Source organism: Lysinibacillus sp. NPDC048646, from assembly GCF_050272295.1.
Lineage (GTDB): Bacteria > Bacillota > Bacilli > Bacillales_A > Planococcaceae > Lysinibacillus.
Genome location: NZ_JBNNLZ010000017.1, coordinates 73722 through 100516 on the forward strand (window position 1 = coordinate 73722; position 26795 = coordinate 100516).

Sequence of the window (26795 nt, forward strand, 5' to 3'; positions counted from 1 at the left end):
ACTTCAAAGTTGAATTTTCTAGTTTACTCTTGCATTTTCCCTTTAAATACTAAAATAGCTATAATGAAAGTAAGGGCTGTATAGCCGACGACGATAGCGAGAGATAACAGAACATCTTCGTAATGTCCACTTAACACGGCACGCGCGGCATCAACAGCATGGACAAATGGCAGTAATTGAGCGATCGATTGAAATGCTCCCCCTATCATATCAAGCTGAAACCATGTACCACTTAACCAAGTTGTCACAGTGACAAATATTGCAAAAATTCCACCTACCTGTTTATCTGTAAATATCGTACCTAGTAATAAGCCAAAACCAATATACAATAAGGAAATAACGATGAGTACAATACCCATGAACAGTACAGATAGATCCAGTGACAACCCTAAAAATAGAGCAGCAAGTATACATACACTGATCTGCAATACCGCAATTGGTAATAACGGCAGTACATAGCCTATTACGTAATCAGCTGCTGTCATAGGCGAAGCGAAAATACGCATTAAAAAGGAGGTACTTTTATCCTTGCCAAGCAACATGCCTGAAAAAAGTGTCAGAAACGAAAAACTAAAGACAATGACGCCTGGTGTTAGCGTATCAATTTCATATAATGCAAATGGCATATTTTTTTGCATGGCTGAAAATAAAACCATCAATAAAACAGGTAAGGCTATACCGAAAAGTAGTGTTAATGGGTCACGTACGATTTCTTTATGGTTTCTTGTCGCAAATACAGCAGCCTTCAACGTGATTCCCCCTCTGTCAGCTCTAAAAAGACATCTTCAAACGTTGGTTTTCCTGTTTGGCTCATCAATTGTTGAATCGTACCAAGTGCTCGTAATTTTCCATTATGCATAATACCAACACGGTCCGCTAACACCTCTACTTCTTCTAAATAATGAGTCGTTAAAACAATCGTTACATGCCCTTTCAATTGACGTAAAATTGCCCATAAATCACGGCGCGCACGCACATCCATACCTAGCGTGGGCTCATCTAAAAACAAAATTTTCGGAGTAGACATCATAGCCATTGCCACACTTAATCGTCGCTTATAACCACCCGATAAAGTCTTAGCCTTTTCATGCTGGCGCGTCAGCAAGCCAAATATATTCATCTGTGCAATCGCACGTTGTTCCGCTTGTATTTTTGAATAGCCATAAAGTCGAGCCATTAATTGTAAATTTTCCACAACAGTTAAATTTGGTGCAACTGCTGTTTCTTGTGGTGAAATATTAATATTGTTCTTGACGGCAATCTGATTGTGAACGACGCTTGCTCCTTCCAAAAAAGCATCACCACTTGTAGGTGTAACAAGTCCGCATAGCATTTTTATGGTTGTCGTCTTGCCCGCAGCATTTTGACCAAGTAATGCAAAAAATTCACCTTTTTCAATGTTTAATGATAAGTGATCCACTACTACATGATCCTTATAATGTTTCGTTAATTCTTTTATTTCAATGGTCATGAAACTCACCTCTTTCTATGATTGCATTTATTTTTTCAATATCACGCTTGGATAGTTTATATTGCAACAACCATGTCACGATATATGTGCCGATGAAACTCGCCAGTAAGGAAAATAGATTAGCCATTGTTTTAGGCATCCATAAAATCATGACAATTGGTATCCAGACAATTGCCGTCATACAAAAATGCACGATAAATTGCTTCAACATGCTCCATCTAGCGATTTCAAAGACTAAAGCCGCTAGGGCAAATGTAACACCTATGATCCCGGTCAAAAAAATTTGCATACAAATAGCTACTGTGTCACTTGTAAATAAAGCACTAAAATCTGGAACAATCGCGATATAACGCCCTTTTCCCAAGCCAATCGATATACATATTTGCACAATTTGCCCAATCGCGACACCACTAACAAACCCACCTACTATACGTATCAGTAAATCTTTTCGCATCTCTTTCACCTCATATTCCTAATTGCTTCTTTATCTTCGATACATATCGCCTTGAGGCATACGTTTTAATTTCACCTTTTAGGACAACTCCTATCGTTCCTGTCTTACTAATATCCATTTGTTTAATCATGTTTCGATTGACGATTTCGACATTTGAAATACGTAAAAATTTTTGTGCATTTAGTTTCTTCTCTAGTTCATATAAGCGAAATCGTACCGTGTAAATGCCTTCTGTCGTCTGGATGAACACTTTTTTGGCTTCCGTATAAATACGCAAAATATCATTACAGGCAATCATCTCCACCCCTCTATTAGAAAATACCGCCAATGAATCAGCTGCTTTAGATGAGACTTGTTGCATAATTTGTTCTATTTCCTCGGTCATTTTATCTGTGAAAATAATAACTTTTGGTTCTTTGCATGTCGGATCTATCGACACTTCTACTTTCATATCATCACAGTCCTTTCATTCGCCTTCACTATAAAGTTTTCAAACTTCGATGTAAATGGATTTTCGATGACTGGTCGTTTTTACAGGATAAGTGGTGTATACAAAAAAAAGTGCCTATCCGCCTTGAGAGGCGAGATAGACACTTTTTCATTATTTTATAAACCACATTTAAGCTGTGCACCGCAGTTTGTACATGTGTTACAGCCGCCCATTTCTTCGACTGTTCCTTTACGACATACTGGGCATGTATTCCCAACGTCAGAGCCAACAACTGTCGTTGACGCTAGCGCTTGAATCGTATCGATTAATACGACTGGACGCTTTGTGTGTTCCTCTACTAGTTCTTCTTCAAATGATAACTGATCCATATCATTTTCTTCTGCTTTCAGTGTAAGTACTTGTGAGTCACGGCTACCATCTACATAAACCGTACCACCCTTAGCACCACCTTTATATAGGCGCTCATATACTTTTTCTACCTGCAGTACTGTGTAGCCTCTTGGCGCGTTCACCGTTTTTGAAATCGATGAATCGATCCATTTTTGAATGATACATTGTACATCCGCATGCGCTTCTGGTTTTAATTCCATCGATGATACGAACCATGAAGGTAAGTCATTCGCACTTACTTCTGGATGGCTATCTAAGTATTCTTGTACGATTTCTGCTTTGACCTCGATGAATTTACCTAAGCGTCCTGAACGGTAATATGTGAACGAGAAGTAAGGCTCAAGACCTGTTGCTACACCAACCATCGTTCCAGTTGAACCTGTAGGTGCTACTGTAAGTAAATGCGAATTACGAATACCTGTTGCTAAAATTTGCTCTTTGATATGCGTTGGCATTTTTTGCATGAAGCCTGTTTCTGTGAAGGCTTTACGTAAACGTGCCGTTTCTTCCTCTGTCGCACCTACTAAGAATGGGAAGCTTCCACGTTCTTTTGCTAATTCAGTTGATGCCTCATAAGCAGTTTCTGCAATTGTTTTAAAGATTTCATCAACAAGTGCATTTCCTCCCTCTGAGCCATATTCTTTTTCACAATAGATGAGTAAATCCGCTAAGCCCATTACCCCTAAACCAACACGTCGCTCACCTAGAGCTTGTACACGGTTTTCTTCTAGGAAATAAGGTGTTGCATCAATGACATTATCCTGCATACGTACACCTACGCGTACCGTTTCACGTAATGCTTCATAATCAACTGTTTGGTTTTCTTTATTAGCAAACTGTGCTAAATTCACAGCTGCTAAATTGCATACCGAATAAGGTGCAAGTGGTTGTTCCCCACATGGGTTTGTTGCAACAACACTTTGACCATACGCCTTAGCGTTTGTCATGTCATTTGCATTATCGATGAAGAAGATACCTGGCTCTGCAGAGTATGTTGCACATACATTGATAAGATTCCAAAGCTCTTTCGCTTTAATCGTACGGTATGTACGCACTTTGTAGCCCAACTTCTCCCATTCACGCACATCGCCAACCTTATGCCATTCAGTATTGTAGACAGCCATTTCTTCTTTTGAATATTCTTCAACCGCTGGGAAACGAAGCTCAAACTCAGCGTCATTTTCAACAGCTTCCATAAATTCTTTTGTCAATGTTACGGAAATATTGGCGCCTGTTAAAAATTCTGAGTTATGGACTGTATACGTTCCACCGTCGCGTAATTTATTTTCTGCATCACGAATAATCGCAGCATCAAATCCGCCTAAACCTTCGATATTTTTATAATTTACGATGCCTTGATACATGGCTTCATCTTGTGGTGATAAAGGCTTAAAGTTTAATTTTTCTTTAGCTAGACGGATAATAGACTCGTCCATCGTGTTTTCGATTAAGTATCGTAGAATACGTGGGTTTTGCATTTTTGAAATAATAAACTCCACGATATCAGGGTGCCAATCGGCCAACATTATCATTTGTGCGCCACGACGCGATCCACCTTGTTCCACAAGGTGTGTCAGTTTGGCAATATCATCTAGCCACGAAACCGAACCAGACGATTTTCCATTCACGCCACGTGCTAACGTATTGCGAGGGCGAAGTGTTGAACCATTTGTTCCTACACCACCACCACGGCTCATAATTTCCATTACTTGCTTACGGTGATCACTAATACCTTCACGTGAATCCGCTACAAATGGCATTACGTAGCAATTGAAGAACGTTACATCTGTTTCAGAACCCGCTCCATAGATAACTCGTCCAGCTGGGATAAATTTCAATGATACGAGCTGCTCATAAAATCGCTCAAACCATTCTTGGCGTTTCTCTGCTGTTTTTTCAACAGAGGCAAGCCCTGATGCATTACGTTTTGCAATTTGCTCATAAAAAATTTCAAGAGGCTTTTCTAACACGTCAATTGAACGCGTAATCACACCCGTTTCTTGCTCTTTTGAATCATCTAACGCGCTACGGTAGTCTTCCTCAATCAAAATATCTGCAGTTTTTGTAGACATATCAATCTTTTGAATTGTCCCTAAACCACGTGCAGGGAATTTTGGATCTGCCTTTACTGTTAAGACTACGAAATCACCAGCTTTTAGTGTTTTCTTCTCCGTATCCTTAAACGAATAGCGATCGATCATCACAAGTCTAGAAACACCTTTATGCTTAATATGCATATCAGGGGTTACGGGGTGAACCTGTGGAAATTGTTCAATATCTTTGTTTAACTGTTCAAGTTGTTTGTTTACTTCGGGTTGATGATTTGTTAGTACCATCGTTTTGCCTCCCTTATTCTCTGCTTACAATAATAAATACACAATATCATGTGTTGTTAAACACTACATATTGTGTATGTTTCTTAACAAAAGATACTATATATAGTTTTTTAATTCAACTCTTGCAATTTCGAATAGAATCAGGACTGCTTGTCATCACAAGGTTTAAACGATAAAAAAATATTTTTCTTATACCATTATTTACTTTTTGAAGTTCCAATCATCATGTGCATATTTTTTTTCTTCCAATGCACGTACATATTCTAATTGCTCCTCAGAAAGTGTAAATGGTTTTAAATCAATTTGCAATGATTTTGCAAAACCTTCTCGGAAAGCCGTCACACATTGGTCAATGGAAACAGGTTCTTTCACAAGGCTATTAATGGCAACAGCCTTGTCAGGCAGCTTTTTACGCATGCGTTCTTTTGCCTCTTCACTTGAAAAATTAAATACTGATAATAGTTTTTCTTCATCGAGATCAAGTAAAATCGCACCATGCTGTAAAATGACACCTTTTTGACGCGTTTGCGCACTACCCGCTATTTTTTTTCCTTCTACGACAAGTTCATACCAACTTGGTGCATCAAAACAAACAGCACTCTTTGGCTGCTTCAAGTCGGCCTTTTTTTCTTCCGTATCCGGCACACTAAAATATGCATCCATCCCTAAATTATGAAAGCCCTGTAAAATCCCCTCGCTCAGTACCCGATACGCCTCTGTTACCGATTCAGGCATATTTGGATAGCTTTCTGTGACAATGACGCTATATGTCAACTCATGTTCGTGTAAAACTGCTCTTCCTCCTGTTGGACGTCGCACAAAACCTAGCCCTTGTTCACGAACCGCTTCAAAATTAATATCTCTTTTTGCCTGCTGAAAATAACCTATCGATAGTGTCGCGGGCTCCCACTCATAAAAACGAATCACAGGAGGAATTAACCCCTCACTATGCCAATCCAGCAATGCCTCATCTAGTGCCATATTAAACGAAGGACTACATTTCCCTGAATTTAAAAAATACCAAGTTGTCATACAATCATCTCCTACAAATATCAACTACGCCTCGGCGTAATTGAGTCCAAATTTTGAATTATGTTTAGTCCTGCACGAATGCTGAAGATGTCGGTCATTTTAGTAAAGCCACAAGACATGGCGTTTTTACTAATGCAGGTCAGTTAGCAGTTGCTTCTGCCGCTTCGCTTTCGGGCAGATAAATTGTCGCATGAACGCGACGAATCCCTTCAAAATTTGTGACATCCGCCGGGCTTTATCTTTATTCAGCATTCATCACCAATCACATTACCTAAAACGGTAAGAAAATTTCTTGATTGACACTACGTTTAACTTCTGCTGAATTCAGTAATATCATTTTTAGCACAATCTAGTTAATTTTATCAAACTCATTGGACTATCGCCACCGCATCTTTTATAATAATAAAGAAGATAGAAAGGGGTAAGAAAATCTTGAACATACTTATCACGATTGGTGTAATTTTAGTAGTTCTAATTGCATATATAGGTATCAATGCAATGCGTCTAAAAAAAGCCGTAACCAACTTAACACAAGAACAATTTATTGAAGGCTACCGTAAAGCACAGCTAATTGATGTGCGTGAGCAAAAAGAATTCGAGGCAGGTCATATTCTTGGCGCACGAAACGTTCCTTCTACAGCACTACGTCAACGTTTTAAAGAAATCCGACCAGATTTACCAGTATATCTATACTGTCAAAATACAGGTCGTAGTGCACGTGCTGCACTATTCCTAAAAAAACGTGGCTTCAACCAAATTTACCAGCTTGAAGGCGGCTTCCGTAATTGGACTGGTAAAATAAAAACAAAAAAACAATAAGAATTGCGCATTCGTACGCTTTGCGCTGACGGCTATCACCTTTAGCGCAAAATAGCTGTACACTTGGCATGCCATGGAGTATACGATAACGTGTCATACTCTGGCCTGACAAATCGAAGCGACAATCGTGTGTACGGCGCGAATGCCTATACTTTCTTATATTTTTTATAAAAAGCTAGCAACTTCTTTATTGGCTAGCTTTTTTCTAATATTCTGAGTTTCTACTATATAATAGTAGTTGTCTAACGACTAACCATCTAGTTCTCTTTCACCAAGTCCTTGATCATGCATTGGGCAGAAAAAAGTAAAACAGCGTGAAGCCATATATATTCCATTATTTGAAACAATTTCTAGCTGCCTATGCGCTCTTCTAGCACGTTCCATATTTGCTCTTAGTCTTAATTCTTTTTCTTCAATCTCTCCGGCATTCCACTCAAACTCTACCGCATCTACCGGCAATTCTTTTAATTCCCTATTTATTTCAACTATAAAGGCATTCAAAACAGTATTCAATTGAGATTCATTACCTAATTGATGAAGGACCCATAAATAATCAACTACCCATTCCCCTGTATGTGAATACTGCATGTAACCTTTTGCATACCACTCCGCCGCTTCTTTAAAATGGCCAATCCGTGCGTATAACTCGCCCATCTCAACTTCCCCAATAAAACGTTCCTGCTCACTTTCAAGAACTGTAAGCCATTTTTTTGCGTTGTGTAAATCTTCAGCTAAAACAAAACATTCCACAGCATTCATAAGTCCATAATTCTCCGTTTCATAGGATTTAATGAAATATGTAGCAGCTTTCGAAAATTCTTGTTGTTTTTTATAGATACATGCTAAATTATGTGCTACAACAGGCGACTCATACAGGGCATAGGCTTTTTCCAGCAATTGTTGTGCTGAATAATCGTCTGCCTTTCGCAAATATAACTCCCCGAGTAGTGCATATGGATAATATGATTTAGGTTCCATGGCTACAGCCTGCTTTGCATAGATAAATGCCTTGTCATACTCGTCATATTCTTTATAAAGTTCAGCTAAATTATGAATAGCTACAAGACTACTCTCTTCAGAAAGTGTTTGCAGTAATAATCGTTTCACTTGCTCGCTTTCCCCTTCTTTTGCCAATAACCTCGCAGCTTCCTTCACTCGTTTCATCCAATCACCTCCTATGGAAAATTATTATATATAAAGCATACTACCAGGCAAGCCAAGCAGCAAATTACAGCTTTTTTAGTATGTCTAAAAATACTACATTGTGTAAATAATTCATCAACCAGCACCCTATTTTTCTTTTTTCTGAAAACAGACAATTTTTTATACTTGAATAATAGCGTTAGCACTGATAGGATGTATAATATCTTAAAATAATGTATTGTCATTACGACGATACGTGCAATGAATGCTATGGATAAAACTATAGCAGGAGCATTTCTGGAGAGAGCGCAATATGCGTCGCCGAAGGGTTCACTATCTCAGGCAAAAGGACAGAGGAGTAATACAAACTTTCACCACGAAAGCTATACCACACGAATGTTCAATTTATTTTTTAACATCCTCAAATGGTATTTGTTATTCTGACGTTTACGAGACTAGTGTCGCCACTAGTCTCTTTTTTATTTTCCAGTCATAGCTTTACGCATCTTTGGAGGGGTTAACGTGGAACAACAACAGTTAAAACGTGAATTAAAAAATCGTCATGTGCAATTAATTGCTATTGGCGGTACAATAGGCACCGGCTTATTTTTGGGATCAGGAAAAGCCATCGCCTTAGCAGGACCTTCAATTATTTTCGCCTATCTAATTGTCGGAATTGCCTTATTTTTTGTGATGCGCGCCCTAGGTGAACTATTATTATCAAATACGGGTTATACATCATTCACTGATTTCGCCACAGAATATATCGGCCCATGGGCAGGCTATGTCACTGGTTGGACATATTGGTTCTGCTGGATTATGACAGCTATGGCGGATATTATAGCCGTTGGTGTCTATACACAATATTGGTTTGATATTCCACAGTGGGTACCAGCAGTTGGCTGTTTAGTACTATTATTAATTTTAAATTTATTGACAGTAAAACTATTTGGCGAGCTAGAATTCTGGTTTGCGCTTATTAAAGTGGTGACAATTGTTGCACTTATTATTATTGGATTATTCATGCTATTCACTGGTTTCCAAACAAATGCGGGTACCGTTTCTATGGAAAATCTTTGGGCACATGGTGGTCTTTTCCCTAATGGAATGTACGGCTTCCTAATGGCCTTCCAACTGGTGGTCTTTGCTTTTGTAGGGGTTGAATTAGTGGGTGTTTCTGCTGCTGAAACAGCAAATCCACAAAAAAACATTCCATCTGCCATCAACAAAATCCCATTACGAATCTTACTTTTTTATGTGGGTGCTTTATTTGTTCTTTTATGCATCAACCCTTGGAATGAAATGTCTGCCGCAAGCAGTCCATTCGTGCAAGTATTTACGTTAGCTGGAATTCCGATTGCAGCAGGTATTATTAATTTTGTCGTGCTAACATCAGCTGCTTCTGCTGGCAATAGTGGCTTATTCTCTACAAGTCGCATGCTCTTTAATCTTGGAAGCAATAAGCAAGCATCCTCTTCATTTGCAAAATTAAATAAAAACAGTGTACCAAGTAATGCACTGATTGTCTCTGCAATTGTCGTATCGATAGGTGCGCTATTAAGTAAGCTAATGCCCGAGAATGCCTTTAGCGTCGTGACGACGATTAGTGCTATCTGTTTTATTTGGGTATGGAGTATCATTTTGATCTCTCATATCATCTATAAACGTAAAAATCGAGCACTTCATGAAGCATCGATTTTCAAAGCGCCATTTACCCCATTTGTGAACTATTTGGTGCTTATCTTCTTTGCTTTCTTACTAGTTGTGATGTTCATCTCTGAGGCAACACGTACAGCGTTACTGTTAACACCAATATGGTTTATCGTGTTATTCATACTCTATAAAATGAAAAGAAAATAAAGTGAAACTTCAATCAGAGGGGCATAAAAGAGGTACCAACTCAACAGGTAATTTACCTGTCTGTTAGTGCCTCTTTTTTTTGTAAAGGTTTATTCAATTCTGTTTATCTTGTAACTACACATTAATTACTTTCATTCATCAATTTGTGAGTTTAATGGTAAAAGTAAAAGTAGGGCCTCGTTAAAACTATTTTGTCAATCTTTAATCGCAGTGAAAAACTGGACATCAGTATTTTCAACAATCGGTAACGCTATTTTAATTTTATTAGAACCTTCTTCAGTTGGTGAAAGTAATATTTCACGCTTATCTAAAGGATTTTTATCTCTACAAATAAATCCACAATACCGAGCTCAATCCTTACAAGCTGCTTAACAATAAAGTTTCTAACTTTTTGGGGTCACTTCAACTTCAAGGACATTGGCATTCGCGCATTCGCACACTTAAGATTGCTTTATTATTTACATGAGCGATTTGAGTCACTTAAAAAATATTCATATTCCACTCTGTGGCAATATGCTTCAGTAAATGAACACCTGCAACACTGTTTCCTATTGTATCTATCGCTGGCCCATAAATGCCGATTCCACAGCCAGTCGGGAATGGGGATTCTAAGCTTGCATGGCTTGGCACAGCCGCTAGAATTGCTCCAGAGACGCCACTCTTGGCAGGTAATCCGATAAACGCCGCGAATTTACCAGACGCATTATACATACCACACGTCACCATTAACGCTTTCGTTAATTTAGCTACTTGCTTAGGGAATAGCTGTGTTTTTAAAATAGGATGATAACCATCGTTGGCGATTACTAATCCGATCATGGCCATATCTGAAACATCTATTTCAATGGCACATTGCTTTAAATAAACCTCCAGCGCTTCCTCTACTGGACAATCTAAATAACCCGATGCCATCAAATAGTACGCTAGCGCTCGATTTCTATTAGCCGTTTGCCATTCCGATTGAAAAACTTCTTCATTGACACTTACTTTTTTTCCAAGTATTTTTTCTAAAAAATGTAGTAAATTATCTATTTTTTCCTGCGGTGAATCTCCTGAGAGCATCGAAGAAACTGTAATAGCCCCTGCATTAATCATCGGGTTAAAAGGCTTGCCGGGCTGATGACTTTCTAACCGTACGATCGAATTAAACGTATCACCAGTGGGTTCTACATCAACACGCTCTAATACATAAGATAATCCCTTATCCATACAAGCTAGAATAAACGTGACAATTTTAGATACACTTTGGAGTGTAAAGCTTTCCGTTGTATCTCCAGCCTTCATTTTACTACCATCTGGTCCGATGATAGCAATGGCCAGTTGATGCGGATTTTTTTGGGCAAGTGCTGGTATGTAGCTAGCGCAGTTGCCTTCTTTTGCAAACGGACGAAACTGTTCCACCCATTGTGCAATTTTTGTATGATCTTCTACCATATTTAAGTTCTCCTTTCAAGAAAAACAGAGCCTTCATAGCATAACCCTACGAAGACTCTATGCAAAAATTAGCCATAACTTATTAATGCTTAGGAGGAGTGGCGCCCTGTGGAATTAACAAAACATAAGTCTCACCATCAAGACGCTCTTGCCATTCTTTCCTCGCCTCTTCAATAAGTACCGGATTGTCAATCAATGTTATTACTGTACAAGCCATCGCTTTTGCCGCCTGCAACATGCCTTTATGGGCAATTGGCATAACGCCTTGAGACACAACCTGCCATGTATGAAGCGGTGTACCTAATGCCATACATGTTGTTGTACATTGCACGGTTGGAACTTTCCAACTTACATCGCCTACATCAGTAGAGCCTCCCATGATAAATTCTGGTAATATTTTTGGCATGCTATCTGCAATCACTTTATCTTTTAGCTGTGTAACATCCTCTTTACTTAGTCCTAATAACGCGGTTGCCTGAACCTCTGGGGAGAACGTCTTAAAAATAGCTGTAGCATGCTTTTCATCTTCGATTGTGTACGTAGGCATCCCAATTTCAAGCATCTGCTTATACATAATATCATAAAGTGTTTTATTTGAAATAAGATTTGATGCTGCGCCTTCAAATTGAACCTCTACAGATGTTTCAGTCATTAGCGTTGCACCTTTTGCTATGTTTTCAACACGCTTATAAATCTCTTGTACTTGCTGTTTTTTTGGTGCTCTCACTAAGTATGTCACCTCTGCATACTGTTGTACAACATTTGGTGATGTTCCACCTGTATTTGTAACTGCATAATGTACGCGAGCTTCCGGGATGATATGCTCCCGTAAATAATTTACACCAACATTCATTAACTCAATAGCATCTAAAGCACTTCCTCCAAGATGTGGAGCAGCGAGTTAAATTTGTAATGCCATAAAAAATACTCCCCAAAGATGGGGAGTAAATTGTGTGAGAATTGTGTGAGTGCCTGGCACCTACAAATCGTTCGGGTATAACTTATTATATAAAAGCTCTAATTTTTTTGAAAGCTTGCCATAACCAGTTTGCCAAGCTTTACGAGCAGTTTCACTATTCTCAGCAGGAATCGCTTCGTACAACGCATGCACTTCAGCTACTTTTTTCAAATCACTTTCAGCCTGTGTTAGCTTAGAATAATTTTTCACGATGCTTTTTTCTGACGAACTAAGCTTATCATAGTCTGCTCGGATGCTCGTAACTTTCGTTTGTAAATCAGCTATATAATCACCATTTTCAACAAGTAAATTAATAGCTTCTATTAAGCCTAACGCCGTTTCATTTGCTTTTTGTTGGTTCTTATCAGCTTCAATAATCTTTTGACGAGTTTCTTGACTCACTAAGTTCATTTGCTTGGAAGTAAGCTTGGCAAATGCTTTAATGACCGTTGATGGATTACTTGCAAATGACTTATCATACTGTTTCATGAATGTCTCTACTTTTTTAACATCTGCTACAGCCGCTGTTAAAATCGAAGCATTGGTGATGAGTTTCTTATCACTTGCGCTCAATTTATTGTATTGAGCAGAGAGATTCTGAATTTCTTGGAGAGACACCGTATATAAATCGTCCGAAACCAAAGCACCGATTTGTCCATTTAATGTTGATAAATTTGGTGCATTTCCATCTACTAAACGATTATTTAGTAGATCTTCGTACTGTGGTTTTGCTAAATGCTGCTGATTTGCTGGTAATTTTGCATAAGCCTTTTCCACAGTTTCTATTTTCTTCGCTTGCTTCGCAACGTCCATTTCTTCTCTAGCAGTTTGTACCTTTTTATGGAATGATTTCACCCCGGAAACGTCTTTACTTGCTGCCGTTAATAAATGGTAGTTAGTGACATACTTACGTGCTGAAGATGAAAGACTTTTATAAGTCACTGTCGCTGCGTTTACAGCAGTTTCTAACTGTGTAAACGAGTACTTTGTGATATCAGCAAACTTTGCAAGATCAACTTTTAGCGCTTCTGCTGCAGCTTTATCTGCCGGTTCTTTGCCATCAATCGTTACATTTGGTGATTTATTCAAAAATTCATCTGCATTATAAACAAGTGATTGTTGCAAACTTGTCAACTTATTATAAGCTTTTAACGTATTACTATAGGTAGATTGTAATTTACTTTCAGCTACACCACTTGTCAGTGTAAGATTTTTATATGCAACCATGTCCTTAATGACTTTTTCTGCTGTTTTGATATCTTTTTGTAGCGTTAAAATGCTTTGATATCCGATAATTTTAGCAGCTGAATTTTTCGTTAAAGTTTTATAATCAACAATTATTTTGTTGACATTTTTCACATGACCCTGCCATGTTTCCGCTGATGGATTTATAGGGTAGCTTTCCTCTCCAATATAGCGATTTATCTCAGCATTTAAATAATAAATTTGATTCTCTTCTGCATTTTCTGCATCTAATAATTGCGTTACATAAGTAGCAGGCACTAATTGAAGCTGTTTATACGTTAGCTTTTCATAAGCAGTGCGAATGGATTTTGCAGTTGTTACTTGCTTGTTTGGTGTATTATTTACGGATAATTTATCAAAAAGTTTAATAAATTGTTCAATCTTTTTAATGTCTTGCTTCGCTTCATTTAAAATTGTTTGATTTTGTACTGTTACTTGGTAGTTTTTTGATAACTTCGCTATATCTGTTTCAATCGCCTCAACAGCCACTTTTAGAGACTCCATACTTGTAGGTACATACTTCACAAGAGAATCTTCATAGGATAATAGTGCAACAATCGCTTGATTCAATCTTCTAACTTCCGCAATTTGTGCTATATCTGCTGGCTCTTTCAAAATGTCCTTAATATTCGTATATAAAACATCACCTAAATCTAAGCTACGTAGCAATAAATCAAACTTATTGTAAGTATCTTCAATTTCTAATAAGTATTTTGGCAAGTCTTTTTCATTTACTTCTTTTACTTTATTCACTTTTTCATTTAATTTGCTTATTGCCTCTATGTCCACAAGTGCTCGCTTCAGTACATCATAGTTGGTCACATTCGCCTTTGCAGCGGCAGATAGCTCTTGGTATTTCTTTTCTAATAAATCTACTTCTGCTTTAAATGATTCTAAGGTCGTTACATTATATTTGCTATCGCTTATACGTATAGTTTTAATATCGTTAATCAAAGTATCAGACGGTTCTTTAGATACTGTCAACGGAGACGACACATCCGACTCAACAACTGCAGAACCAACCTTCGCTTGCACCTTCACGATAAAATCCTTCATTCCTTTTTCTAAAGCATCCGCAGGGATTTTATATGTACCACCTGTTGCCCCATTAATAATAGTGAATGATTCACCAACTTTATAAAACCATTGATAGCTATATGTAATTTGACTGCTTTGTAACTTTGCTCCGCCTTTATCTGTTACGTTGGCTCCTGTGACCCTTATCGTTTCACTCGGTGCTACAAAGTTTGAAGTCGTATCGAATGTTGGCTGTGTAATTTCAAGTTCCAATGTATTAATGGTACGTGATTCACTTTTGAACGTAGTTCCCGTCGTCGAAATCGCTTCTACAAAAATTGTTTTTCCTGCTGCTTCAGCTGGGATTGTGAAAGATGCCATTGTTGCACCAGAAATCGGTTTATTCGTAGTAGTGCTTGACCCACTTTCGCTCTCTACATAGTACCACTGATACTTATTGATAATTGTGTTTGCTGGTAATTTTTCAATGGACGCCTTCAACGTTTCATTGACTGTATTCGTGCCTGTGACTAAAACCGTTGATACTTCCTCTGCCCCTACTACTGTAGGAACAATAAAGGCTGCCGGAATAGCTGCTACTGTGAAAAGTAATTTTTTATTCAATATATTCAGTCCTCCTCTTTCCTTCTATAGAGTTATATCGGTAACATTTAAATAATTTCCTTTGTTTTATGGCATATTTCTAATAAAGTGTATTTTCTACCAAACTTTATAACTAAAAAGATAATAATTTGACGTTATTGACTATTTTATATAATAAATCAACTTTATTTTTCTTCTTCAAGATCGTACACTATCATAATAAGGTCGATTAAGAGAACTACTGACAGTATTTCCCTCAATATTTCTGACAAAAAAAGTCTAACAATCAATAATGATTGCTAGACTTTTCTTGTTTATTTATTTCTGTCTTCATACAATTGTTCTTTTGGATAGATTATTGAATGCCTTTGTATGTTGAAAAATCCACATATGGGAATACGCTCAGGTCTGTCAGGGTTGCACTCCGGTCTAGCCAGGCATCGCTCAGGTCTGTACGGTTTCCGCTCGGGTATAGACAGGCATCGCTCAGGTCTGTACGGTTTCCGCTCGGGTATAGACAGGCATCGCTCAGGTCTGTACGGTTTCCGCTCGGGTATAGCCAAGCATCGCTCAGGTCTGTACGGTTTCCGCTCGGGTATAGACAAGCATCGCTCAGGTCTGTACGGTTTCCGCTCGGGTATAGCCAAGCATCGCTCAGGTCTGTACGGTTTCCGCTCGGGTATAGACAGGCATCGCTCAGGTATCTAGTTGCCATACGAGACACAACCAAATACCCCACCCATTAAAAGTCATATGGTAAAACTTCCCTACTTCATTTTCTGGCATAATAAAACCTGCATTCTCCAATTTTACATTTTGCTATATGTATCAATGCGTATATAATCCCAATAAATCGTTTCTATTTTTTATAAGCAGAACTCCCGACTGCGTCATCAAAAAAACCTCCTATTCAATTTTTGTACTGAATAAATCGCCTCAATACAGAGAAATTAATTAGAAGGTATTAATAATTGTAGTTTTTCTTTACTATCCTTTTTGTACTAACTTTTAGTATCCTCAAATAAAATGAGACGACCATCTACGGTGGACATTATTATCAAGTATGTCACTTCCTTCATTTACAGTAATTCGAATAGACATTCCTTCGCCTATAGCTGACTCGATATAAAACTGTCCATTAAAGGCTTGTACACGTTCTTGCATGCCCTTTATCCCCATAGAATCAGATTGTATAAAAGCTTCCATTTCACAACCTACTCCATCATCTGAGTAAATAATTTCAAAACCATTTGCCATTTCTTGCAGGTGAATTTCGACTGAGTTTGCATAAGAATGCTTTAAAGCATTGTTTAGTAATTCCTGAAAAAGTCGATAAATCATAAGGTTTAAACGTTCATCTTCTAAATAAAGACGATCCACCGTGTAAATTAACACAAAGTCAGCTCTCTTGTGAATCTTCTGAATAAGCTTTTCGAGTGCAGCATTTAACCCTAATGTGTCTAATAGTGGTGGCTTTAAATTCTCACAATATATTCTTAAATCCTGCAACGATGCTATCATTTGTTCATGAATCTTGGCAAGTTTCGACTGAATTACCATCGTATTCTTTTCATGAATAAGTGCATTTACTTCTCGGGCAATATGGAGCTGCTCTTGTAAATTGGTATCATGAAGCTCTTGCGCCAACTGATATTTCTCTTCTTCAAATCTAAACCACAGTAACTTGTTTAGCCAAGGTAGATTTTTATCTGCTTCTTTCACATGCTTTAACTGTTCTAACAATTCTTCAACCATCTTAGTATTTTCAATAAAATTATTTAAATATAAAAGTAATAATTCTAGCCACAACAGTTCCTCATCTTTTAAATGAATCGAGTTATTATGATCTATTACTAATATTCTTTTATAATCCACATCTTGGTGGATGAAAGCGAGATAAAACCTGTCAACCCTCTTTATATCGCCTAGCTGTAAGCGATCAATCATTACTTCATTGAAATGATTATGTAGATACTCTGATGGTTTATTGGTAGAAGTAAATTGTTGATTTTTGTAGTCATAAGTTAAAGCATATACACTGTCAATCTCAAGATGTAAAGAGGCTTCCTGTACAAATTTTTGAAGTAAATCCTCAATTTTAATGACACGCCCTATTCGATCAACAGTCGTATACAATCGATGAATGTAATCTCCTTTTGTAGAAAATAAAACTTTCCGCTTTCGATAATCGATTTTTTCCTTGACATAAAAAAGAGTAGTTAATGACAAAAAAGAGAAGAAGAATATCTCTGCCATTTTTGATATAGGTAGGTCCGCAAACCAATAAACACCTAATAATAGCCACAGTGTAAAAACAAATGCAAAACTAACATAATAACGCAAACGTGTAATTAAATATTCCATATCAAATATGCGCTCAGTTAGCTGTGTGAAAATAAAGCTAAAAGGGATTAACATTAGAAATAAAGAGCAGATATCCGCAGTAAGTATTTGTTTTTGAAAAATAATTTCTGGTAGAGCATAAAGAAAAAGGAACGGCAAAAACGGAATAATGATACTACTCAGTAAAATTTTCAATTGCGGTGTTTTATATTTCATATAACCTACCGCCATAGAACTAAGTATTAGTATAAGTAGTAAAAAAAATAACCCTAAAATTGCATTTGATAGTACGAGATGAGTAGATCGAAAAGTAATACCAAAAACACTTATAACCATTACCAGTAATGGTAAAATATAAAGTATCTTTATGTTTTTAAAAAACTGCCATTCTATATTTAGAAATTTAAAATAATTACTTAAAAAGTGAATTAATAGTATGAGGCATAATAACATACAACTACGATTCACTATAATCCCCAAATTATTTAATATACCTGAGGCACCTATACTTACATAAGCTAATGAAACAGTTAGTATAAACAGAATTAACAAATTTAATAACATTGTATTTTTCTGTTTGTAATATAGATATAACGAAATCATCAACGTCAGGAAATAATAACAAGTAGGTACTACAAATACATAGTAAAATTGTTGCGGAATATCTTGTGGTTTTATTTTCACATGAACCAAATTACCGTTTGGTTTCATTATTGTTAACTCATTTGCTGCTCTAATTACAAAGTCATATTTTATATTAGAGATATCATTGATTTGAATACCGTCCACGTATAAAACAGCATCTCTAGGTGCTACTCCTTGTTTAGCAGCCCAATCCTTATAATATGGATCTGTTACTATCCAACGTCCATTTTGTTCTTCTATTTCAATATTTAAGAAAGGCTTGCTATAAGTTATAAATAGTAAATAAAGGCCTATTATTAAATAAACACTTATAGCAAGCCAAAACCATTTGTATTTAGTTGATTTTAGTTCCACAACCGAAGATCAAAACTCAAGTCTTCCTCAAAAGATTCTAATATAGCCTTTTGTTCAAGTGCTGTTACGCCAACTAGAGAAGCCTTTTTTTCTTTTAACAGTGTTACCATTGATGGATTTTGCTCTAAAAATTGAATCATGTTAATCATAAAATCTCCTCATTTCATTAGTTTTTTTCTAGCGCATAGTCACATTCTAGTAACTAGTAGAATCTTGATAGCTATCGCATAGTGAATAGCCTACTTTTAAATTACCAAAAAGTAATTATTAACCATAAATGTAACTATAAAATAATTATACAATGTATTCACAATTTTTCAACATTATTTTCTATTAAATGCTAAAAAATTTTAGATTAAGTATATATTTTGTTCACAACGTCATTTTTCGCCAACAAATTAGGCTCTGATTTTCAATTATTGAATAAAGCTCCTTATTAGAAAAAAAATCACCTATTCATCAAAGATTTACATAAAATAGAAGTCTTCTTTTAATAGGTTCCACGAATAGCATCACTATCCAAGACCTACTTGTATTGGAGATAAACGATTAAATCACTCGAAGTACAGTTGAACTTGGTAGGATTTATGACAAAAGACTAGAGCTAGCAAAGAATAAAGGAATTTATTTAGCACATGAATTAAGTCGAATAGAAATTGTGTACAAGTTAAATGAGCAACTACTGCTTAAAGAGCTAATGAAACACCCGCCGAAACAGAATGAACATTATTTTGCGGCTGTAGTGACAGATTGGCAAATACTTAAGAAGAAGCAACGAGAACGGGTAGCTAGCATGCGAGATGGAATAGATATGTATACGCAGTATATACGGAGAGAAATAAAAAAGACCCTTACGAATCAGTATCGATTGGACTTCGACGAATTAGTAAGGGGGGAATGGAAAAGATTGATAGAAGACAGTAACCATTCCGTTTACGTTGGTCGCCTCTACCAAAATATCGTGTGTATCAAAGTGTGTCATATTCCTCCGTGTGTCTGTCGGTATCACCACTATATTTTCTAAACCAGTTTGTATATCATATGCAACATCACAGCTCACAAATTCTACTCGACTTGCCCGCTTCCCTATCATCTCTAGTATTTCTCTGAAATGTGAGTAATGCTCTGGCCTTGTTTCAATTCTTAGGGTATGTAAGTGACCTTCTGTTTCTCTAAAGTTTTTAAAATACATATGAATGTATACATCGTCACTTTTCTGCATGTGCAGTTCATAGCTATATGTTCCACTACAAATCTTCATTTTCACTTTATATTTCTGCACTCCGACCATATAAACACGTAAAAATGCTGAATGTGGTACATCCTTATAATCTATAACAAATTTATCTATCGAAACCTCTATTTCCATCGCCTGTTCTTCCCCTTGTATGCTAGTACTTGTATAAAATTTAACACTTAGTACACTAATTAAATAATCGTAATCTTTTCAATTTGCGGATTTAAACATGCAAAAAAGCACTTGTCGCCTGTTATAGACAATCAAGTGCTTTAAGTTTATATATTTTCTAAGTTTATTAATATTTGCAAGTTTTATAAGTTATTTTAGTATTGACAGTATGACATCTTTTTTATCACGTGGCAAGCGTAACGTTTAAACCCTTTAGCTTGTTTAATCTCGTGTGTTTTGTGCTTATGACAACCCTGAGTAATCCTTTTAAGTAAAATGTCATTTCGCCTATTCTCGCTCTTATTACATTAGTATTAAAATAACATCTCTTGATGGCCTGCCTTCATGAGTTATTAAGGATATCTTTAACTGTATACAATTTAAAAAACTATTTTATATTATATCCTTGTTTATCGCCCCGAGCTTTGTCATTCTCATTAGTTTGTAGTTATTCCATATCATACTTCACTTAACTTAAAAATTTCATTTCGCCCAGTTCTCACGTTTTCTTCCTAGCCCAGATGTAAAATAAAACACCATGATGGTACTGCCTGTGTAAACTCTCATTATAATTGAATTACAGCATTAAGAAGTTTCTACTAATGACAACACTTCAAAGCTTGCACAGAAAAACTTAATAATGTTATTCTCATAATCTTCTACTAAATATTTTTTTGGTAATTCAAAACCTTTATCTTTCAAATTATTAATTCTAAATCCCGTTATTTGATTATAACTATTTCCAAATCCTAATAAATCTAAAGTAGTAACATCATTAAACTTCATTTTCAAAATAAACTTCCGACTATCGACTTCTAATAAAAAGCTAATTTCTAAAAATGAAACTTGATCATAATAAGAATTGTATCCAATAAAATAATGGAAATCAGTAATAAATTTAACATCAGTTGATTTGAAATTAGGAATTTTATTTTCTAACTCTGTTCCTTCATACCACTCATTTATCATTTCTCTTTCTCCTCAAAAAAATTATACCTGAATTCCTTACCCTTTTCAGAGTATCCAGGGTCGTCAAATTTACGTTCATGTAAATGTGGAACGGAATGGTCTAGTGGCATACTATGGTCCGCATGATCTACCCGATATTGTTGTCTACCGAAGTCATCATAAATTACAGTGGATTTTTCTTTTTTTCCCTTATAATCTCTGTAATGCCCTATTTTTGAACCTGACGTTGCATTATCGGGTGCTTTCCTATGCCAATATTCATCAGGTACAAATGGTTCTTTTGCAAAGTCATCATCTTTACCCGTACCCTTAGTCCCTTTAGCTACCTTTGTTAGTGAGCCAACGCCTCTTGTACCAAAGATAATTGTAGCAATCGTTAATTTAAACTTAAAACTGCTTCTCCATACCCAGAAGTACACAATAAACCTTCACAGCTTATGCCTAATTGCCGCGGAGATAATAGATATCCTAATTCCTACACATAGCGGTCGGGCTAAGTCACTTTGAAGTTTCGGAATTAGCCCTTCATCCTCCCGATATGGGCGACAAATTTTACAGTTACGAAAGATTTTGAATAACAAAAAACAGGTCAATCATGGTGGTATCTGACCATAATCAACCTGTTCAAGTAACGGAATAGCAATTTTAGCGCATTAAGTTTAAGTAATTATGTGCGCACAGACGAAATTTCTAGATCGGATAAGTGAGTTATGGGTTGAATGGTGGATTCACTCAACATTGGTTAACCATAGTAGCAGTCTACTTCTCCCAATATATCCCGATTTCCTCAAACGAAGCCACACTTTCACTCAAGCCTTCAGAACTTTCAGTTCCAATTATTTTAATCTCACTTTTTGTCAAAGTGATGTTTCCATGAGGATTATTTACTTTCCTAACATATATGGACTTTAACAATTCTACTTGTTCAGAAGTCATCTCATAATAATCTCGCCAAGATTCAATTGCAGAGTCACTCTCCATAAGCTGCTTCTCTAATAAATATCCACCATATTGAACTATTCTAACGATATTATCAATTGAAGTAATAGTATCATTATCACCCCAAATTGCAGTCGTGATAAATGGCGAGATCGTGCCATCTTCATCCTTTTCAAGAAGATATTCTAAAGTTTCATTCTTAGCCAACTCAATAACATCTTTTGGTGCACCCGTAAAAAAATCTATAGCTGTGGGGATATCGGTCCGGGGAAAGTTGTCATTTCGAAATGCTCCAACAAAATAATTATCTTTGAAAGTAATAGTTCCTCTTCCTCCAGAATCATCGACAAAACTATAGTTATCATCATCCCATGAATGTTCATATGATAATTCAGGATAGTGAGCAACCATTATTGCATGTGCTACCGATGCAAGTATACAACCGCTCCATAAATTGTTTTTATTTAATTGACTATTTAATATCATAGGCTTCATTTTTTTCTCCTTTTCGGTTTAGTTGGTGGTGTTATCGTGCTTGGTTTATCAAGTTCGGTAACTTATTTGATTTTTCTCTATTTTCTTTTCGAGATAATACTTGAGCATTACTGTAACTGTTAGTACCACCTTTATCCCTAGGAATAACATGATCGATTTGCCATTCATTCGGATCGGGTGTAACTGTAGATGGAGCACTCAGAACTTTACGCTTGTCCTGGAAAGTTGTCAGTGGATTGCCATCGTGAACTGAATACTTGTTTCCTATTAGTGCAACTGGACCTGATTATTCTTACTTTCTACTGTAAAAGAAAAAAGACTGTAGACAAACTCGATTTTTTGCCAAGTTTGTCTACAGCTTGAGCGGTTATCTTAAAGATAACCGCCATAATTTCAAATTTCTTCAATTTCAGATTTAATTCTACTTATTGTATTCTCAAGTATTTCCAAATCTAATTCTCCTGCTAAATAGTATAGTTTTAACCAGTAAGCGTTATTGTCGAGATAAGTATCAAGCGCTTTTCTAATATTTTCTTTTGTAATCCCCTTAACGATTATCATTGGAGGTATGGCAGGAAGATATTCAATGGTAGTCCCTCGGAAATTGTATAGGCTAATTACTTTTTTTATCTATTCTGTCTAAAGAAACATCACTTATATCATTTACAGGTATATCTAAATCCCTCCAGTATTTTAGAGGATAAGATGAACTTCCAACAATCATTTCACCTTGCCGAATACTAAAGTCGCCACCTCTTTCCAAAAATTTAATTATTGGTTCATACAAGTCGATATATTCTATCGCTTCACTGACTCCCTCATCAGCTAATTCAGAAATTTCAAGATAACATAAACAAATTGCTTTTATATAAAGATTATTAATCACACCAACTTTTGGACAAACATTGAAAATATCACCTTCTAACGTCTTTCCGAGAACTTTAGATATACTGAATATAGGATATTTATCTACAACAATATCCACATTATCTAAAAATACATTAATCCTTCTAAAATACTCTCTAATCAATACGTGATGTGATTCTTTTATCTTATAACTTACATTCTCAAATTGAATTGTTGATAAGCGTTTAACTGCGATATTCAATAAATTCCCAATAGTCTTTCACCTCTCTTATTTAAACATATTATTAAAGAAGTATTCCTCATATCCTGGAAACGCCGTATTGGGCTAAGTTGGTGCGTTTTCATGTGCACCAGGAGGAAAGCCATCATAAGTACCCTTTTTTTGATTCCAAGATTCAAGAGTTCTGTATTTTTGTCCTTCTGCCATCAATTTTCGCTCTGTAAGCTCATGTTCAGCTAATTGTTTAAACCATCCTTTTTGCTCAGAAGATAACTCTCTCTTTTGAGCAGTTTTCCATGCGAAAGCAATCTCGTCGTCAGCACCAAACCGTTCAAGTTTAAATTCTTTACCTCCAGGTTGAGGAATTTGATGTTTACCAAAAAACAAATGTTTCTTCATAGTCCTTATTTCCTCAACACTAATTCCTGTATTATTTGCCACGTTCTCAATATCCTTCATTTTGACATTTCTTATTAATTCATACTCTGCCTCTGCAACTTTATCATAATCTTTCATTCCTGCCCCTGTAAACTTTTTGCTATCACACGTTCCCTGTTTAATTGTAGTTAACGGTTTGTTATTATTTTTTGTAGTTGTATTTGTCTGATTTATACTATTACTATTTTTTGACTGATTTTGATTTTTTGTTTCAATTGACTTTGTTGGTGGTTTTGTCGATTTCACTGGTGCTGGTGTTGCTTTTGGTTTTGCAGCAACTGGTTGACTCTTAATTGTGGCCTTTGTTCCCGTCGCCTTTGCTGGTGGTTTTGTTGCTTTCGGCGGTGCCGGTGTTGCTTTTGGTTTCGCAGCAACTGGTGGTGTACTCTTGCTCGGTTTCTTTGTTTCTGTTGGCTTAGCAGGTGGTTTTGTTGCTTTCGGTGGTGCTGCTGGTGCTCTAGTTGGGACTCCTTTTTTTCCAGCCTTAGCAATACCGCTGACTGCTGATCCCCCAATTTTTGCTGCGTGCTTCGCACCTTTGACTGCCGGTCCACCTACGATGGCTGCTGCTGATACCGCTCGTTCCCATGGCGCTAATTTCTTTCCAGTGAATGGGTCTTTCCCAACAACTACTTCGTAGGCTGCCTTGACATTGCCAACAATCGGGATAAAATCAACCGCGGTTGATATCGCTTGTTTTACATCAATCGACTTAACGGCTGCTGCCACTTTCTTCGCTGTCTGCGTAACCGCCTTTGCTGCACTTTTCGCTTTACTTGCAACCTTTTTCGTTGCCAGTGCTACTTTCTTGGCAGCCCGCTTAAACTTCTTCACCATTTTACTCTTGGATAGATTATTTTTAAGCTTCCTGGCTTTTGTAAATACTTTCCCAATCTTTTTCTTGAGCTTTTTCTTTAGTTTTTTCTTCGCCTTTTTTATAGCTTTTTTCAGTTTCTTTTTCGTATTTTTGATTTTCTTTTTTACAGACTTGGCGGCATTCTTGACTTTGCCGACAGCTGGGATACTACCAAGAAAACTGCCTATCGAGCCGAAGAAACCTTTCCCTTTCTTCGCCATTACGCACCACCCCCTGCGAGGGGAATCATGCCCATGACGTCAAGAGCGGATTCAAGGTCATCTCCGTTACCCTCTTCGGATGCACTAGATGCCGGAACAGCGGCCTTGATGGAACCCTCCATTTCGACAACTTGTCCCTGCATATCGGTAATGCCATCTAGGACGATACTGCTGGAACCACAGGTTAAGCGCATGGATTCTGTGGCGCTTATGGCGATGGTTTTACCCGCAAAGGTGATATTGTCATTGGCCTTTAGTGTAAGCGGATGGTTACTATGTACCTCAATACCACTGTCCTGGTTTAACTGCAGGAAAACGGCGCCTTCCTTGGCGGTAAAGGTCACAGATTGTGGGTCAAGTTTCATGTCTTTGCCTTTTGGTGTGCCCCAATAAGCCGTTTTGGGATCGGCTATTTTAGGGTTGGCATCGCCGCCTTTGCGAACACTGTGACGAACGACCGCTGTTTCCTCTCGATGATTCGGAAAGGCCAGGTGGACGCTATCGCCGATTTCCGGTGGACTGTAAAAACCGCTATGTCCCTCGGCTGTATATGGCGTAGCGAGTGAAAACCATGTGGCTTCTTCCTTGTTTTGCGCCTCATCAATCGCTAGATGCAGTCGCACTTGATCCTTCTTTACCTCTAAGACGGTCCTTCAATCGCTGTGCCTGGAAGGGAGGGAATGCTGAGTCTCCCTTGACGAATGCCTGCCTCCGACAGCAAATGGTATTCATAGCTAAGTACACCTCTTTGCATGCGTGCAAGCGACTTTGCCAAAATGAAAAAATAAACAGCTCACACTCACCAATTACATGGTTGTATGAGCTGTTTGAATTAATGAAAATCTTTATAACTTGTGAAACTAACTATTGTAATTAAGCCATTATGGATTTGTTGGCTGGGATTATAATAAATAGACTACCCTTAGAATTTAACAAAATAGCACGTTTTTAATCGTTATATCCTTCTGGGTCTTCTTCACTCATAATATACGCTATCTCTTCTTCAGTAAACTCATTACCTTCTGATACAGGATGTCCATTAGGATCTAACTTACCCATTACTGCTTTATCTCGGTCTGAAACAATTAGAGTATAATCTTCAAACAAAAATGGATTCGGAGGCAAATCTACTTTTACTCTCCACGCTGGCCGGATGTCATCATTATCTCTATCTATCGTATCAACTCTAAATGTATAGGCCTCATCAAAATATAAATTTTCTATTTGTTTATTAACCGTCCCATCCAATTCATGTTCTTGATGATATTTTATTGCAATAATTTAAATTCAGATGTAAAAGTTTGACGTGACTTAGTAGCACGCTCCTTTAAGTTGGTAGTCTAAGTGTACTAGCCCTATTTTTTATGTCCAACTTAGTGTAGTCGATTCAGACATTAAACAATTGGAATAGTCCATCGTTTAATGTCACTACTAGAGGCTACTTCAAACCCCTGTTCAGCCTTTTACGAATAATTTAAATCTCTTAAATTAGTTGATTCACTGCATATTTTAAACTACAGACCAAACTTAACTAAATTCTCTATTTGATTAATACTTTTATTCTCAGGCTCAATAATCAATAATTTTAATATTATTTCTGTTGAGTCAATTTCATAATTTTGAGACCTTACGGCTCTAAGCTTAAAATGACAAGAAAATAGAGCACCTCCCCAAATCCTGTATAATGAGAGTTACTACACACAAATTAACAGATTGGAGAAATGCTCTATGCCTATTATACGACAAGAAAGCCTGTTTGATATGCAAATTTTATATGATTTGGAACCTACCCATCGTTTTAACTCTATTTTATCTGATATTGATATC

Annotated in this window: 22 protein-coding genes, 1 pseudogene and 1 riboswitch; of the genes and pseudogenes, 2 read left to right on the forward strand and 21 right to left on the reverse strand. The window is 36.9% G+C overall.

Annotated features, from left to right (window positions below; genetic code table 11):
- Nucleotides 1-23 precede the first annotated feature (23 nt).
- The 6 genes from ACQKII_RS17070 to ACQKII_RS17095 all read right to left on the reverse strand — a co-directional run bounded on the left by ACQKII_RS17070 (nt 24) and on the right by ACQKII_RS17095 (nt 6134).
- Entirely contained in the window at nt 24-749 is a 726-nt protein-coding gene (locus ACQKII_RS17070) for an ABC transporter permease (protein ID WP_427461240.1), read from the reverse strand.
- A complete protein-coding gene (locus ACQKII_RS17075) occupies nt 746-1471 on the reverse strand; it encodes an ABC transporter ATP-binding protein (RefSeq protein ID WP_427461242.1) in 726 nt (241 codons plus the stop codon). Before ACQKII_RS17075 ends, ACQKII_RS17070 begins: the two co-directional genes overlap by 4 nt.
- The gene (locus tag ACQKII_RS17080; protein ID WP_427461244.1) at nt 1461-1925 is read right to left on the reverse strand and encodes a DUF3021 domain-containing protein; all 465 of its coding nucleotides are present in this window, start codon (nt 1923-1925) and stop codon (nt 1461-1463) included. The genes ACQKII_RS17075 and ACQKII_RS17080 overlap by 11 nt, the downstream gene beginning before the upstream one ends.
- Nucleotides 1926-1935: 10 nt before the next feature.
- Complete coding sequence (locus ACQKII_RS17085) at nt 1936-2376, reverse strand: LytTR family DNA-binding domain-containing protein (protein ID WP_427461246.1); 441 nt, start codon at nt 2374-2376, stop codon at nt 1936-1938.
- Nucleotides 2377-2531: 155 nt separating this feature from the next.
- Nucleotides 2532-5102 (reverse strand): vitamin B12-dependent ribonucleotide reductase, encoded by a 2571-nt coding sequence (locus ACQKII_RS17090; RefSeq protein WP_427461248.1) that lies wholly within the window; start codon nt 5100-5102, stop codon nt 2532-2534.
- 201 nt (nt 5103-5303) lie between these two features.
- Nucleotides 5304-6134: a lipoate--protein ligase family protein gene (locus ACQKII_RS17095; RefSeq protein WP_427461250.1), complete on the reverse strand. Its 831-nt coding sequence runs from the start codon at nt 6132-6134 to the stop codon at nt 5304-5306.
- 432 nt (nt 6135-6566) lie between these two features.
- Here ACQKII_RS17095 and ACQKII_RS17100 point away from each other — a divergent pair, with 432 nt between their 5' ends.
- On the forward strand, nt 6567-6953 hold the full coding sequence (locus ACQKII_RS17100; protein ID WP_427461251.1) for a rhodanese-like domain-containing protein: 387 nt from the start codon (nt 6567-6569) through the stop codon (nt 6951-6953).
- Nucleotides 6954-7202: 249 nt separating this feature from the next.
- Here ACQKII_RS17100 and ACQKII_RS17105 read toward each other — a convergent pair whose 3' ends face one another.
- Nucleotides 7203-8117, reverse strand: a complete 915-nt coding sequence (locus ACQKII_RS17105; RefSeq protein ID WP_427461253.1) for a tetratricopeptide repeat protein — start codon at nt 8115-8117, stop codon at nt 7203-7205.
- Nucleotides 8118-8383: 266 nt separating this feature from the next.
- Nucleotides 8384-8460: riboswitch (glycine riboswitch) on the forward strand.
- A gap of 158 nt (nt 8461-8618) precedes the next feature.
- Between ACQKII_RS17105 and ACQKII_RS17110 the strand changes: the two genes are divergently transcribed.
- Nucleotides 8619-9956 (forward strand): amino acid permease, encoded by a 1338-nt coding sequence (locus ACQKII_RS17110; protein WP_427461255.1) that lies wholly within the window; start codon nt 8619-8621, stop codon nt 9954-9956.
- A gap of 480 nt (nt 9957-10436) precedes the next feature.
- Here the strand turns inward: ACQKII_RS17110 and ACQKII_RS17115 are convergent, their stop codons facing one another.
- The 14 genes and pseudogenes from ACQKII_RS17115 to ACQKII_RS17180 all read right to left on the reverse strand — a co-directional run.
- On the reverse strand, nt 10437-11390 hold the full coding sequence (locus ACQKII_RS17115) for a glutaminase (RefSeq protein WP_427461257.1): 954 nt from the start codon (nt 11388-11390) through the stop codon (nt 10437-10439).
- Between the two features lie 82 nt (nt 11391-11472).
- On the reverse strand, nt 11473-12243 hold the full coding sequence (locus tag ACQKII_RS17120; protein WP_427461259.1) for a hypothetical protein: 771 nt from the start codon (nt 12241-12243) through the stop codon (nt 11473-11475).
- 126 nt (nt 12244-12369) lie between these two features.
- The gene (locus ACQKII_RS17125) at nt 12370-15234 is read right to left on the reverse strand and encodes a hypothetical protein (protein WP_427461260.1); all 2865 of its coding nucleotides are present in this window, start codon (nt 15232-15234) and stop codon (nt 12370-12372) included.
- 996 nt (nt 15235-16230) lie between these two features.
- Nucleotides 16231-18555, reverse strand: a complete 2325-nt coding sequence (locus tag ACQKII_RS17130) for an ATP-binding protein (RefSeq protein WP_427461262.1) — start codon at nt 18553-18555, stop codon at nt 16231-16233.
- Complete coding sequence (comX, locus tag ACQKII_RS17135) at nt 18546-18704, reverse strand: competence pheromone ComX (RefSeq protein WP_427461264.1); 159 nt, start codon at nt 18702-18704, stop codon at nt 18546-18548. Before comX ends, ACQKII_RS17130 begins: the two co-directional genes overlap by 10 nt.
- Before the next feature lie 734 nt (nt 18705-19438).
- A complete protein-coding gene (locus ACQKII_RS17140; RefSeq protein WP_427461266.1) occupies nt 19439-19924 on the reverse strand; it encodes a hypothetical protein in 486 nt (161 codons plus the stop codon).
- 624 nt (nt 19925-20548) lie between these two features.
- Nucleotides 20549-20932, reverse strand: coding sequence for a hypothetical protein (locus ACQKII_RS17145; protein ID WP_427461268.1), 384 nt, complete (start codon nt 20930-20932; stop codon nt 20549-20551).
- Complete coding sequence (locus ACQKII_RS17150; RefSeq protein WP_427461270.1) at nt 20929-21351, reverse strand: hypothetical protein; 423 nt, start codon at nt 21349-21351, stop codon at nt 20929-20931. The genes ACQKII_RS17145 and ACQKII_RS17150 overlap by 4 nt, the downstream gene beginning before the upstream one ends.
- Nucleotides 21352-21691: 340 nt before the next feature.
- On the reverse strand, nt 21692-22366 hold the full coding sequence (locus tag ACQKII_RS17155) for a hypothetical protein (RefSeq protein WP_427461272.1): 675 nt from the start codon (nt 22364-22366) through the stop codon (nt 21692-21694).
- A gap of 31 nt (nt 22367-22397) precedes the next feature.
- Nucleotides 22398-22634, reverse strand: coding sequence for an HNH endonuclease domain-containing protein (locus tag ACQKII_RS17160; protein WP_427461285.1), 237 nt, complete (start codon nt 22632-22634; stop codon nt 22398-22400).
- A 345-nt stretch (nt 22635-22979) separates the two neighbouring features.
- Nucleotides 22980-23474, reverse strand: coding sequence for a hypothetical protein (locus ACQKII_RS17165; RefSeq protein WP_427461273.1), 495 nt, complete (start codon nt 23472-23474; stop codon nt 22980-22982).
- Between the two features lie 84 nt (nt 23475-23558).
- A complete protein-coding gene (locus tag ACQKII_RS17170; RefSeq protein ID WP_427461275.1) occupies nt 23559-24968 on the reverse strand; it encodes a pre-toxin TG domain-containing protein in 1410 nt (469 codons plus the stop codon).
- On the reverse strand, nt 24968-25591 hold the full coding sequence (locus ACQKII_RS17175; protein WP_427461277.1) for a phage baseplate assembly protein V: 624 nt from the start codon (nt 25589-25591) through the stop codon (nt 24968-24970). Before ACQKII_RS17175 ends, ACQKII_RS17170 begins: the two co-directional genes overlap by 1 nt.
- 325 nt (nt 25592-25916) lie before the next feature.
- Nucleotides 25917-26246 (reverse strand): annotated as a pseudogene (locus ACQKII_RS17180) (hypothetical protein); the annotation flags it as partial.
- Between the last annotated feature and the right edge of the window lie 549 nt (nt 26247-26795).

Excerpts from the sequence above, each read along its gene's own strand:
- ACQKII_RS17080 (WP_427461244.1), bottom strand. The coding sequence starts at position 1,925 with ATGCGAAAAGATTTACTGATACGTATAGTAGGTGGGTTTGTTAGTGGT.
- ACQKII_RS17155 (WP_427461272.1), bottom strand. The coding sequence starts at position 22,366 with ATGAAGCCTATGATATTAAATAGTCAATTAAATAAAAACAATTTATGG.
- ACQKII_RS17095 (WP_427461250.1), bottom strand. The coding sequence starts at position 6,134 with ATGACAACTTGGTATTTTTTAAATTCAGGGAAATGTAGTCCTTCGTTT.
- ACQKII_RS17115 (WP_427461257.1), bottom strand. The coding sequence starts at position 11,390 with ATGGTAGAAGATCATACAAAAATTGCACAATGGGTGGAACAGTTTCGT.
- ACQKII_RS17075 (WP_427461242.1), bottom strand. The coding sequence starts at position 1,471 with ATGACCATTGAAATAAAAGAATTAACGAAACATTATAAGGATCATGTA.
- ACQKII_RS17145 (WP_427461268.1), bottom strand. The coding sequence starts at position 20,932 with ATGATAAATGAGTGGTATGAAGGAACAGAGTTAGAAAATAAAATTCCT.
- ACQKII_RS17120 (WP_427461259.1), bottom strand. The coding sequence starts at position 12,243 with ATGAATGTTGGTGTAAATTATTTACGGGAGCATATCATCCCGGAAGCT.
- ACQKII_RS17090 (WP_427461248.1), bottom strand. The coding sequence starts at position 5,102 with ATGGTACTAACAAATCATCAACCCGAAGTAAACAAACAACTTGAACAG.
- ACQKII_RS17085 (WP_427461246.1), bottom strand. The coding sequence starts at position 2,376 with ATGAAAGTAGAAGTGTCGATAGATCCGACATGCAAAGAACCAAAAGTT.
- ACQKII_RS17170 (WP_427461275.1), bottom strand. The coding sequence starts at position 24,968 with ATGGCGAAGAAAGGGAAAGGTTTCTTCGGCTCGATAGGCAGTTTTCTT.
- ACQKII_RS17140 (WP_427461266.1), bottom strand. The coding sequence starts at position 19,924 with ATGGAAATAGAGGTTTCGATAGATAAATTTGTTATAGATTATAAGGAT.
- ACQKII_RS17105 (WP_427461253.1), bottom strand. The coding sequence starts at position 8,117 with ATGAAACGAGTGAAGGAAGCTGCGAGGTTATTGGCAAAAGAAGGGGAA.
- comX (WP_427461264.1), bottom strand. The coding sequence starts at position 18,704 with ATGATTAACATGATTCAATTTTTAGAGCAAAATCCATCAATGGTAACA.